The 13148-nt window shown below is 37.8% G+C and carries 8 protein-coding genes; 7 read left to right on the top strand and 1 reads right to left on the bottom strand.

All coding sequences use genetic code 11. The features are described 5' to 3' along the window. Positions 1 to 25: 25 nt before the first annotated feature. Positions 26 to 3400, bottom strand: a complete 3375-nt coding sequence (locus K4L44_03105; protein ID QZE14863.1) for a UvrD-helicase domain-containing protein — start codon at positions 3398 to 3400, stop codon at positions 26 to 28. Between the two features lie 145 nt (positions 3401 to 3545). Between K4L44_03105 and K4L44_03110 the strand changes: the two genes are divergently transcribed. The 7 genes from K4L44_03110 to K4L44_03140 all read left to right on the top strand — a co-directional run bounded on the left by K4L44_03110 (position 3546) and on the right by K4L44_03140 (position 13139). Continuing rightward, positions 3546 to 3893, top strand: coding sequence for a DsrE family protein (locus K4L44_03110; protein ID QZE14864.1), 348 nt, complete (start codon positions 3546 to 3548; stop codon positions 3891 to 3893). Between the two features lie 40 nt (positions 3894 to 3933). Beyond that, positions 3934 to 4926, top strand: a complete 993-nt coding sequence (locus K4L44_03115; protein QZE14865.1) for an ecdysteroid 22-kinase family protein — start codon at positions 3934 to 3936, stop codon at positions 4924 to 4926. Continuing rightward, complete coding sequence (locus K4L44_03120) at positions 4923 to 5810, top strand: hypothetical protein (protein QZE14866.1); 888 nt, start codon at positions 4923 to 4925, stop codon at positions 5808 to 5810. The genes K4L44_03115 and K4L44_03120 overlap by 4 nt, the downstream gene beginning before the upstream one ends. Before the next feature lie 1091 nt (positions 5811 to 6901). Next, positions 6902 to 7720 carry a hypothetical protein gene (locus K4L44_03125; GenBank protein ID QZE14867.1) on the top strand — a complete coding sequence of 273 codons (819 nt, stop codon included), beginning with the start codon at positions 6902 to 6904 and terminating at the stop codon, positions 7718 to 7720. A 3-nt stretch (positions 7721 to 7723) separates the two neighbouring features. Then, entirely contained in the window at positions 7724 to 8221 is a 498-nt protein-coding gene (locus K4L44_03130) for a discoidin domain-containing protein (protein QZE14868.1), read from the top strand. Positions 8222 to 8243: 22 nt separating this feature from the next. Beyond that, positions 8244 to 11342 (top strand): TonB-dependent receptor, encoded by a 3099-nt coding sequence (locus K4L44_03135; GenBank protein ID QZE14869.1) that lies wholly within the window; start codon positions 8244 to 8246, stop codon positions 11340 to 11342. An 18-nt stretch (positions 11343 to 11360) separates the two neighbouring features. Then, positions 11361 to 13139 (top strand): RagB/SusD family nutrient uptake outer membrane protein, encoded by a 1779-nt coding sequence (locus K4L44_03140; protein QZE14870.1) that lies wholly within the window; start codon positions 11361 to 11363, stop codon positions 13137 to 13139. The last annotated feature ends 9 nt before the right edge of the window (positions 13140 to 13148 follow it).

Consider the following 13148-nt stretch of genomic DNA (forward strand, 5'->3'; position numbering starts at 1 on the left):
TTGACACCGTATTTAGTAATCTCTGTTATTTTATTTCAACGACCTCTTTATTCATTACGTACCATAGGTATCCTTTAACGTTTTTAAAGCCCATGGCACTAAGATCTTCCATATAGCCTTGAACTTGCTTTTTGTGTTTATTATCGTGTTCCCCTGTTTTGTAATCTACTACAATGGCTTGGTCTTTTTGTAACATGATTCTATCTGGACGATGGTTTCCTTGTTTCTTGTTACGAATGATTTGTCTTTCGTTAATTACTTGATAGGTCCCATTAAACCATGGTTTTACAATCTCTAGTTCTAGCGATTCTTTGAGCACTAGAGATAACTCTTCCATCTCCACTTTTGTTAATGCCCCTTCGTAGTAAAGTGCTTTTACACGAGACTCGATCTCTTTAATATTCGCTGTTTTTTCTAATATATTATGAACCATGGTGCCATAGTTTATCTTTTGAGATCGATCTGTCGGGTCAATTTCAAAAAACATCTCTGAGTTTTTACGAATGGAGATCTTGTCAATATAGTTTCCTATATAGATTTCGGGAATGGTTGCGGATACAGCATCTGGGAAGCCTTTGCTTACTTTGACAGGGGTCTCTTCGTTATGAACAGAAAGATTCTGTGGACTTTTTCCATATTCGAATCGCATATTTTCTGGATCATAATAGTCTCCTAAATCTATAAATTTCTCTTTGTCATCACTATCTAGTGCTGGCATATTTTGGTTCATCATTAGAAGAAGATCTCCTATATTACTCAAGCCTTTGCTTTTCTTTTTCTTCATAGGGATACCAAGCCAAAGTGCTTCTTCTGCCCTTGTGAGTGCCACATATAGAAGGTTCAGGTTGTCGATGGCTCCCATAATTTTCTCTTGATAATAGTAGGGGGCAAACAGCGACTTAGACATCAATGTGCTGTATTGTACAGGGATCGTAGAGAGCTCTGCAAATGGTTGTTGTTCTGTTTTACACCATAAGATATTCGATAGCCTAGAGTCTGGATAAAGATCCCAATCACAAAAAGGAATCATCACTACTTTAAATTCGAGTCCTTTCGACTTATGGATGGTATAAATTTTTATTGCATCAATATCCTCAGAGAGAACTAAGGTTTTTTGTTTTCCATCTTGATCCCACCACTCTAGGAATGATGCAATATCAGCAGATTCCATTCTAGAGTACTCTAATATACTGTCGAGAAATGACTGTATATAAGGCCACTCATTATGAATGTCTTCTAGATGGAAATAGTGGATCAATAGTTCAATAAGCTCATAAAGAGGTCTGAACTTTAAGCTCTCTACTGATTTGTGTTCAAAGAAATCATCAAAATAACGGAAATAACAGAGGTCTTTCTGGTTAAATATTTCGTCATTTTCAGACGGAAAATGGCTGTCTTGATCTAGTAGTAGTGATAATTGACCATCTTGATTATTCGTTTGGATAAGATTTTGTGTTCCTTGATCCAACAGTGGGAATATAAAACGAAAGAAAAGACCACGCATAGAGGCGTATTCCAACGTGTTCGGGTCAATAAGGTATCGAAGAGCATGAAGTATAAACTGTACTGTCAATGCATTGACGATATACAAAGAGTCGTTTGAAACTACTTTTAGCTCTTTGTTTCCCGTTTCTGATGCATGTGCCATCAATCGGTTTGCAACCTCATTTCCATGTGCTCCTTTACGAACCAAAATAGACATGTCTCCATATTGATATCCCATTGCTTTATAGTTGGCAATGTTTTCTAACAAAGCATTCATTGCTAGTGATCTGGAGTCGTCTGTTTCTGTCGATTCGAAAAAATCAATGGATACGAGTCCTTCATTGTTTTTTTTGCCCGAATATTTCTGAAATTGGTCCTCGTATGCCTCGCTAATCCTTCTCTTAAAGTCCTCTTTTGTATCTTGCTCTATAGGCTTGGTTTCAACCTCTTGGTTAAAATCATTTTGTACGATCTCCGACCCATAACGGAACAAGGTATTGTTAAATGTGATCACATTCTTGGTACTTCTCCAATTGGTTCCAAGAGTGACATCTTCTGGTTCGTATTGCCTAAGGTCTTGAGGAACCTTTTTTGCCAATAATTGCCAGTCACTGTTTCTCCATCGATAGATGGACTGTTTGACATCTCCCACGACCATGGAGAAGTTTGCTTCAGATAACGCATTGTTTATTAATGGAAAGAAGTTTTGCCATTGTAGCTTTGAGGTGTCCTGAAACTCATCTAGCATAAAGTGCTTAAATGTCTCTCCCATCTTTTCAAAAACAAAAGGGGCACTATCATCTTCAATAACAGAGAGTAGTAACTGAGATGAATCAGACAGAAGGAGTAGATTCTTCTCTTTTGAGATCTCCGATACATGCTTTGATATATCCATCATTACCCCTATTCCTCGCAACTGAGGAAGGATAAGTTTTGCGGTATTTACTTGAGGCAACTGGATTTCAATAAAGGAGATGATATCATTTAAATAGTCGTTTAGCCCATCCATATAGAGTTGCTCAATACTCTGTTTTATCCCAGCAGTTTTGGTTGCAGAATACCATCCATCTAGGTTGTCCTGAGCATTTAAGGCCCTTACTCCAGGCTCGGCATAATAGTCCTGTTTGTCTACAATTTTATAAAATATACCGATGACACCTGTCTTTCCATATTTAAAGTGTTTGGGATCGATGTCTGAATCAACGATTAATTTTACCGCTTTTGTAGCCACTTCTTTTAGATGAGATTCATATGCGTCGATAAGAGAACGAAGAGATTGAATATAGTGATCCAAAAACTCCCTGTCTCTTAGCTTATCGATGATATCGGGACCAAAGTTCTTAAAGTCTTCCTGGAAGATAAGGTTTCCTTTCTTCTCCAACTCATCTCTAAAGTTCCATTTTTTCCCTTGTTCTATTCGGTCGTTGGCATATTGAAGAAGCCACTGCTTTAATGGCTTGTTGTGGTCTACTTCTAAGAAAAGTCTATCAATGGCTTCTCCTAATATCTGTTTATGATTCAACTCCGGATTATAGGCAGCATGTAGTTGTACCTCTCGGGAGAATGAGCGGATTACTTTTTGAAAGAAACTATCAATCGTGGCAACAGAGAAACGGCTATAGTCTTTCAATATCTTGACAAGTATTGTATTGGCAACCTTTTGAAGGTATGTCTTGGGCTTTTCTAGTTTCTTACTTATCTCATCTAAGTGGTCCGACTTATCTCCTTTGGCTATAATACATAATTCCTGAAGAATACGATTCTTCATCTCTGATGTGGCCTTGTTGGTAAAGGTTACCGCAAGTATATTACTGTATTTTTGAGGCTCTTTTAATATTAAAAGAAGATATTCTCGTGTAATACTATAGGTTTTACCTGAACCTGCAGATGCTTTATATATCTTGAAGAAACTCATGGACTACTATGATGTCAATTGATGAAATAATATAGAATCAAAGATACAAATGTCATGCAACACTCTCAATGCTTTTCGAATTTATTCTACATCTGGGTAAGATAAGCGCACTTTTTAGACTATTTTTGCGTCAAACTTAATTTAAATGGAACAGAATAAAAATACACTCATTCAGTTTAACAACTATGGAATGGGTCACGGAGACGAGGCTTTGGCCTTAAAACTTGCAGGAAATTACTTTCAACTACTAATGGATGATGATCGCCTCCCTAAAATTATAACATTTTATAATGCAGGGGTAAAGCTGTTGCATGAAGATAGTCCTGTGGTGAAGGTGTTGAAAGAGATCGAGAGTAAAGGGGTGGTGCTTTTGGCGTGTAAAACTTGCTTAAATTATTATAATATGCAAGACCAACTGGCTGTCGGTGTTCCAGGAACGATGATGGATATCATCACCTTACAGGCGAATGCGACAAAAGTGATTACGATATAATCGCGACAATAAAGGAGTTGTTGGACGTTTTGATAAAGAGATGGGTAGTAGAGAAATATTAAAAAAAGTACAGGATATCCTTGGTGCCAAGGAGATTGCTGAAAAAGAGTTAATACAACAGTTGTGGAGTGGATATGGATCTCTTTATCGCTGTGATGTCAAGGGATTGCCGTACAATAGTATTATCTTAAAGCATATTAAGACCCAAGCGATGAGTCGTCACCCACGTGGGTGGAATACCTCTTTGTCTCACGATCGTAAGGTGAACTCCTATAACGTAGAGATCGCTTGGTATAAAAACTTTGCCAATGGATGTGATCTTGCGTCACGTGTTCCCAATTGTCTCGCGTTATTTGAAATGAATGGAGAGCAGGTGATTGTCATGGAAGACTTAGAGGCTAGTGGCTTTTATCCTCGCCAGTATAATCTGTCATTCAATGAAATATTCGCAACGTTGAAATGGCTTGCAAACTTTCATGCTACCCATATGGGAGTAGCTCCTGTTGGATTATGGGATATTGGAACTTATTGGCACCTTGATACTCGTCCTGAAGAGTTGGAAGCGATGAGTGACCTTCCTCTAAAAAAAGCAGCCAAATCTATTGACGAACACCTAAATGGTTGTGTCTATCAAACCTTAGTGCATGGAGATGCCAAGGTGGCAAACTTCTGTTATTCTGAAGAGGGTAACCAAGTAGCTGGTGTCGATTTTCAATATGTAGGAGCTGGCTGTGGAATGAAAGATGTTGCTTATTTCATCAGTAGTTGCCTTTATGAAGAAGATTGTGAGCATTACGAGCAAGAGCTACTAGATTGTTACTTTGGTGCTTTGAAAGAAGCTTTGATTCTTAAAAAACCACAGTTAAATGTGGAGGAAGTGCTGAAAGAGTGGCGTTCGATGTATATCTATGCATGGACCGACTTCTATCGATTCTTACAGGGTTGGAGTCCAGATCATTGGAAAATAAATGGATATAACCAGAAACTTGCCAAGAAGGTAATTAATGAATTGAAATCGGGAGGGAAGAGATGAATCGGTACCAACATATAGACCTTAAATATCTAAGTAAGTTTGCTATTCAGGCTGCACAGAGGGCAGGAGATTATCTATCTACTAGACAGTTTAGTGAAGTAGAGATACTACACAAAGAGGATGCTAATAGTAAGGCTTCTGAACTCTTTACGGAGATTGATCTTCAATGTCAGAAGATTATCTTGGAAGCGCTTCAACCTACAATTCAATCCTATGATATTGGAATTTTAGCAGAAGAGTCTGCTTCGGAGTCTAACCGACTAGACAAAGAGGTGTTTTGGGTCATTGACCCTTTGGATGGAACCCTTCCTTTTTTAGATCGTATCTCAGGATATGCTATCTCTATTGCTTTGGTGAATAGTAATGGAGCACCCCTGATTGGTGTGGTTTATGAACCGATCTTATCTACATTATATACTGCAATTGAGGGGCAAGGAGCTTTTCGTAATGGAGCACCTCTATCTTTTGAAAAGACCTCTTTATCCCAAAGCTTTCTTCATTGGCATATGGATCGCTCTTTTCTATCTTCTGATTCTTTTGTAGCATGGCGAAGTCAAATGAAAAAGGTGGCCACGGAGATGGGCTATAAAGGAGTGCATATTCATAGTGCTTCTGGAGCGGTCATGCATGCCATTGGGGTTGTTGAATCTAATCATGGCTGTTATTTTAAAGTCCCTAAAATTAAAAGTGGCGGTGGCAGTATTTGGGATTTTGCCGCAACGGCTCTCATTGTTAAAGAAGCAGGAGGTATCGTGGTTAATTTTGAAGGATCTTCTCTTTATCTCAATGATCCAACAACCACGTTTATGAACTGCCAAGGAGTTCTATTTGCCTCCTCTGTAGCGTTAAAAGAGTATATTTTGTCTCACTATCGTTCCCTTTGAGTATAAAATATTTTTATAAGCTCATTATTTTTATCTCTTTATGCTTTTTCTTTACAACCTGTCTTATTTGCTTATCAAAATAGATTCATCATATTATTTGTATCTCAAGTGATCTAAACGTCTTTTTCTATATTCGTATTCAAATCTCTATTTATGAATGCAATCGTTTAATAAAAGTTTATCCCCTCATTTTGGGCGTATTTTCTTACATAGAATCTCCTCATATTTTCCCATTTATCTTCCTCAAAATACAAATATTAAAGTTCATTCTTTTAATAAAAACTGATAAAGTGAACCATGAGAGGTGTGATATTTTCATTTTCTATTAGCAATAATGAACATATATCGATATAATGCTATCGATATAATGCTTTTAAATGTTAAATAATCTTTATGAATATGTTTAATGTGCGTTATGATTATAGTAACCCAATGAGATGTATGTCATGCTTATAGATGTACAAAAAGTCCTGTTCCTTTACTAATATATTTTAGAAGTTGTCTCATCTCGTAATCTTTGTCCCAATTGATCATAATTGGTCTATATTCACTATTTACGTATTACAAGACACTGTTCATTAATATTGTCATACTAAAATATGTATTTACTTCTATCTAATTCATTGATCTATAGGTATACCCGTTTATATGATGTCATCTATACTTGTATAGTGTAATAATCTTGATAGTATCGATTTATTATGACAGTATATGGAGGAATCATCTGTATTATATGATAAAAGTCTTTGAATATCTCTGATAAAAAAACATCTATATGTTAATATAATACAAAAACCTTAATTTTGCCTATATATTGAAACTTCATTTTTGTTTATGTAACATATTTTAGTTAAAGTTATTGATTCATGTATTGCGATTGAATCAAATTAACATATTGATTCAATTAAAAATCATCACTGTAAACTAAAATAAACATGAAGAAACTAGCTACTTCGGTTTGCTGTTTTCTGGTGTTCTTTGCATTCTATTCTTGCGAAGAAGATGAGAAGATAACAGCCAATGTGCTCCCGCACATTTATGAAATTGTAGGAGAAAACTGAACATTCTCCAGTAAAGACACCCTCTTTGTCTTGAATGAATTTGTCGTGGATCAAAAAGTTGGAACCATAGAGATCGAGGACGAATTCGTAGATAAGGTGGCTATCACTTATCCTGAGAACGACTATTATGAACTTCGAGGTCGTGAAATCTGGACAAAACAATCCATTACTCCATCCACTAAAGAGCAAAATATTGCGATCACAACAAGAGATGTTCGTGGTGGAGAGTTAACTAAAACTATTCGAATTGCATCACAGGTTCTGAATATATCGTATGATTTGGTTCATGCCGCGGAGGTGTCAAAGAACGAGATATTGATTAATGATGTGGTAGATGCAAATGGCGTGATTGCAAATTTATCCGTTAAGGGTTATCCTGTGGAGAGCTACCATCTTGAGTTGCTTGAGTCAACACTTTATAAATTGATTGACAACAAACTAGTGACTATTAATGCAATTGATGGTTCTGCACTGAAAGATGAAACTGTTAAAGTGAAGTTGATTTCGGATGACGAACTATTTGAAGCGATTACTATCTCTTTGATTATTCATCAAGATTTTACACTCTCTTTTGGTTATCAATTGAGTACAGGTACATTAAATCCAGGTGAGATTGTATTAGATCAATACACCAAAGGGGCTACTAAGATTTGTGATGTGGAGATTTCTGGTCCAGAGAGTGTTCGTGTTGGTGCGGTGCTATCTCTTGATGCTACAAACTATGAACTTAAAGGAGATGCGATCTATTCTAAAGTTGCGATTTTGGGTAATGTGCCAGCAGAGCGCGTGATGGTGAAAGCAACTTCCACGAATGGAAAAGTTTCGACGGTTGAGTTGGTAATAAAGTAGACTATGACTCCAGTACAGTTCGTTCCTGTAAGTTTCTTAGAGAAGTCTAGTTTCACTGTTCTGATGGTTTCTGAAGATGAAGGAGATACAAAGGCAAAATTAATTGATGGAGACTATAAGACTTTCTGGAATAGTAAGTGGTGGGGCTGTACCTTCCCATGTTATTTCTCTATAGACTTATCAGAGAAGACTGCGATGTCAGGGGTATCATTAGCATTTAGAGATTATACACCTAGTTCGGGTCACCCAGGTAAATTCAATATTTATGTGGCGGATAGCTGGGATGGTAGTGATGCTGCAACGACGTGGACTAAAGTGCTTTCTGATGGAACTGTGGAACTTAAGTCTGGTTCTGGAGTAAAGAAGGGGAGCTCACTAGAATTTACATTCCAATTTTCGAATGTAGTATACGGTAAGATAATCAAGTATGAAGTGACTGAGCCTGGTAAAGATACCGATTTCGCTTCTATGGTGGAATTTACGCCTTTGTTTGATAATTAACCTCCTAAAAATAGTGTGAAATATGAATATTTTAAAAAGGCCTAAGGCTTTTCTATATAGATTTATTGTATTGGGTGTTGTCCTAATACAGCTAACCTCTCAAGCTTATGCACAGAAGATAAGTTTGACTGGAGAAATTACAGATGAACGTGACCAACCGCTTCCTGGAGCCAATGTCATGATTAAAGGAACTACTGTTGGAGCAGTTTCTGATTTTAATGGTATCTTTCAGTTTAGCGCCTCCAAAGGGGATACACTTGTTTTTACGTTTATAGGTTATAACCCTCAATACAAAGTGGTGGGACAGAGATCGGTGATCAATGTTCAATTGACTCCTTCCACTGAGATGATTGATGATGTCGTGATTGTTGGTTTTGGTAAACAGAAGCGTGAGAGTGTGATTGGTGCTATCTCTACAGTGGACACCAAAGAGCTTTCTATCCCTTCTCGTTCTTTGAGTAACAGTTTGGCTGGTAAAGTTTCCGGTATCATCTCTGTTCAAAGATCAGGAGAACCAGGTTTTGATAACTCTACTTTTTGGATTCGTGGTATCAGTAGTTTAAATTCAGCTAACTCACAGCCTCTTCTTTTGGTGGATGGAGTGGAGCGTGGTATCAATGATATTGACCCAGAAGATATTGAGTCGTTCTCTGTCCTGAAAGATGCTGCGGCCTCTGCTGTATATGGTGTGAGAGGTGCAAACGGTGTGATTATCATCAACACCAAAAGGGGTAAAGCATCAGAAAAACTGTCTGTAGATGTGAAGGTAGATTATGGGGTATTAACTCCCACCAAACTACCAAATTATGTAGGTGCTCCTAAGTTTATGGAGCTAGAGAACGAAGCTCGTGTGGAGTCTGGACTTCCTGAAAAGTACTCTTCAAATCAGATTTATACAACTCGTATGGGTGGAGATACCGACCTATATCCAAATGTAAACTGGATGGATGCGGTGATGAATAAATATGCTTCGAATAGAAAGGTTCACTTAAATGTTCGTGGCGGTAGTTCTAAAGTACGTTATTTCGTTTCAGGAGCATACTATGGAGAAGATGGAATCTATAAAAAAGATAAATCTCAAAACTATAACTCCAACATCTCTATCAATCGTTTCAACTTTAGAAGTAATGTCGATGTAGATTTGACACAGAAGTTAACTTTATCTCTAAACTTAGGTGGATATTTATCGGGAGGAAACTATCCTGGACAATTTAATTCAAACTCTGGAACACAAGAGATCTTTAACTGGGCTAATAGTACCACTCCAAACCTTTTTCCAATAAAGTATTCGGATGGAACACTATCTGGACCGAAATCAGGAGAGAACCCATGGTTGCTATTGACTCAAACAGGTTTCGTAGAGCAGTGGCGGAGCAAGACTGAGATGTCTTTTTATTTGACTCAAGATCTGTCATCATTAACAGAAGGTTTGAATGCTAAGTTATTGTATTCATATGATGTATACAATGTGAATACGATCAAGAATACAAGACTGCCTTCTTATTTCCGAGCTTATGGTCGTGATGGAGATGGAAGTCTTCTTTACAATAATGCACATGAGGGATCAGAAGATCTAGGATATAAAAACGAAATGTACGGAAGTCGAAGGACTTACTTAGAAGGATCTCTTAATTATAGTAGAACTTTTGCTGCAAACCATACTGTTGGCGCACTTCTTCTCTACAACCAACGTAATTATATCCATACTGCAGCAAGTAATGCAGTAGAAGGGATTGCACAAAGAGACCAAGGTTTGGCTGGACGTTTGACTTATGCATACCTTTCTCGATATTTTGTGGAAGGAAACTTTGGATACAATGGATCGGAAAACTTTGCAAAGAATCACCGTTATGGTTTTTTCCCGTCAGTATCTGTAGGATGGTTGATCTCTGAGGAAAACTTTATGAGCAACTCAAGGTTCTTAACAAAATTGAAGGTGAGAGGTTCTTATGGTTTGGCTGGTAATGACAACATCGGTGGACGTCGTTTTGCTTATTTGTCGTTAATTGACAGTCAAAATGGAAACTATACATGGGGAACAAATCAACAGATTCATTCTAATGGTTACCTACAAGAAGGGGCATTTGGTAGCCCTAATCTAACTTGGGAGACTGCAAAAAAAGCAGATTTAGGTCTAAAAATAGGGTTATGGAATGCTTTGCAAATGCAGGTGGACTTCTTCCATGAGCGTCGTGACAATATCTTTATCCAAAGAAGTACCATTCCAGGAACTGCTGGTTTTGCAAAGAATCCATATGTAAACTATGGGGTGGTAGAAAACAGAGGGCTGGATGCCTCTTTTGACCTTCATAAGCAATTTGGTGATTGGTCCTATAATTTAAGAGGAACTTTTACTTATGCAAAAAACAAAGTGATTGAAAAAGATGAACCCAAACACCTGTGGAGCTATCAAGATAGAACTGGTCAGCCTGTGAATCAGCAATTCGGATTGGTAGCGAATGGTCTATTTGAGAAAAGTGACTTTGCCAATGTAGAGAAAGGAATCTTAAAGAATGAAGTGCCAGAGCATACCTTTGGTCCTGTAAGACCTGGAGACATCAAGTATGTAGATATGAATGGCGATAATCGTATCGATTCATATGATGAAACTGCTATTGGTAGAACGACGATTCCAGAGATCATCTATGGATTTGGATTAAATGTGAAGTATAAGCGTTTAGATTTTGGTGCATATTTCCAAGGGATCTCTAATGTGACTCGTGTTCTAACTGGAGGTGCTGGTTTCTATCCATTCCAACAGGGGGCAGGACGAGGAAATCTTCTATCTGATGTTATAGATGACAGATGGACTCCAGAGAATCCAAGACAAGATGTTTTCTACCCACGTCTATATTATGGACAAAACTCCAACAACTATAGATCGTCTACATGGTGGCAAAAAGATATGTCGTATCTGCGATTGAAAGATGCTGAGATTGGCTTCACTTTCGTAGATGGAAAGAGCAAGAAGGCGATACGAAATCTTCGTCTGTATGTAAGAGGTTCTAACTTATTTACTTGGGATACACTAGGCCTTTGGGATCCAGAGGTTGGATCAAGTAATGGTGCAAAATATCCATTGAGTAAAATTGTATCTGTGGGTATTAATGCGAATTTTTAAAAGGCAGGAGACTTTATTATGAAGACAAAATTATATACACTCATGCTATTATGCATGATCGCTTTATCATCTTGTAACTACTTGGATAAGCACCCTGAAGACCTGAAGACCATCGAAATGGTTTTTGATGATGAGCAGGAGGTGCGTAAATGGTTGGGAAATATCTATAGTGATTTTCCAGATCCCATGAATTTCTTCTATGGTGATATTTATCTTCCATGGACCCAGTTGTCAGACGAGATGGATATTCCATGGACTCGTTACTATAACGATATCAATAAAGGTAACTGGAATCCATCTAGTGAATATAAAGCGGACACATGGATTCGTTACTACCAAAATATTCGTAATGGATATGTATTTCTAAAGCATGTACATACCAATGCAACCATGGATGCTGAGGAGGTGAAGGTAATGAAAGGAGAGGTGCGTTTTATTATCGCATATTATCACTTTCTACTTTTCCAACAGTATGGTCCATGTCCAATTGTACGAACTATTGCCTCACCAAATAGTAGCAATAGTGAGCTGTGGTTGAGCCGTAACTCCGTTGATGAGGTGATCGATTATTTGGATAAGGAGCTCCTAGAGGTGAGCCAGATTCTTCCTAATAACTATACCGATAGTTGGATGGGACGCCCTACCAAAGGGGCTGCTTTGGCTTTGCGTGGAAGAGCCATGTTGTATGCTGCAAGTCCACTATTTAATGGTAATGCAGATTTGATCAAAGCGGTAAATCCATCAGACGGTAAAGTTTTGGGGAGTAGTTTTGACAAAGCAAAATGGCAGAAAGCCGCAGATGCATCGAAAATGGTTATAGATCTTGGGTTGTATGAACTATATCGTTCAGAAGATAATGATGCATTCCTATCTTATCGTGATCTTTTCTTAAAGTGGAATAAAGAGATCATCTTTGGTCGTTCTACTAGTAACTATGAAAGCTTTGTGCGACATGCTTCTCCTAGAAGTCAAGGAGGATATAATGGTTTTGGGATAACACAGCAGATGGTGGATGCTTATGGTATGGCCAATGGAAAGGATATCAGTGATCCAACGTCTGGTTATGTAGAAGATGGTTATAGTGTCGTTCGTTATGACTTTACAACCAATGATGAGGAGAAGAGTAAATTCAAATCTTATGTACAGAAAGGAACCTATAATATGTATGTAGGAAGAGATCCTCGTTTCTATGCAAGTGTTATGTATAATGGACGTTTCTGGCCTACTGATGGAGAGGTGATGGACTTTACTACAGATGGACCGAATGGAAATAGTGGTAGTCACGACTACTCTCCAACAGGATATACGATGATGAAGTTTTTTAACCCAGATGATGAACTTCAAGGAAACTATTCTGTAGTCTATCGTCCCTCTGTACTTTTTCGTCTAGGAGAGGTGTATCTGAACTATATAGAAGCTTTGAACGAGAGTGATCCTGGAAATGGGGATATCCAAAAGTATTATAAAGAGATTCGTGATCGTGTAGGAATCCCAGCTGCTGCAAGTAGTTTGACAGGACTTTCTCAGGACCAGGTAAGAGAGAAGATTCGCGCTGAAAGAAGAGTAGAGTTGGCATTCGAGGGATTACGTTATTTTGATACTCGTCGCTGGAAGATTGCAGACAAAACGACTGGAACTACTATCTATGGTATGAACATTAATGGAAAGACCAATGCTGAGTTCTTTAAGAGAAGTGAGGTAGAGACACGTGTGTTTAAAAACAAATTCTATTTGTATCCAATTCCTCAAACTGAGATCGACAAGAATCCTAACTTAGTTCAAAATCCGAACTGGTAAACCTAATAT

Source organism: Prolixibacteraceae bacterium, from assembly GCA_019720755.1.
In the GTDB taxonomy this organism is placed as follows: domain Bacteria; phylum Bacteroidota; class Bacteroidia; order Bacteroidales; family Prolixibacteraceae; genus Halosquirtibacter; species Halosquirtibacter laminarini.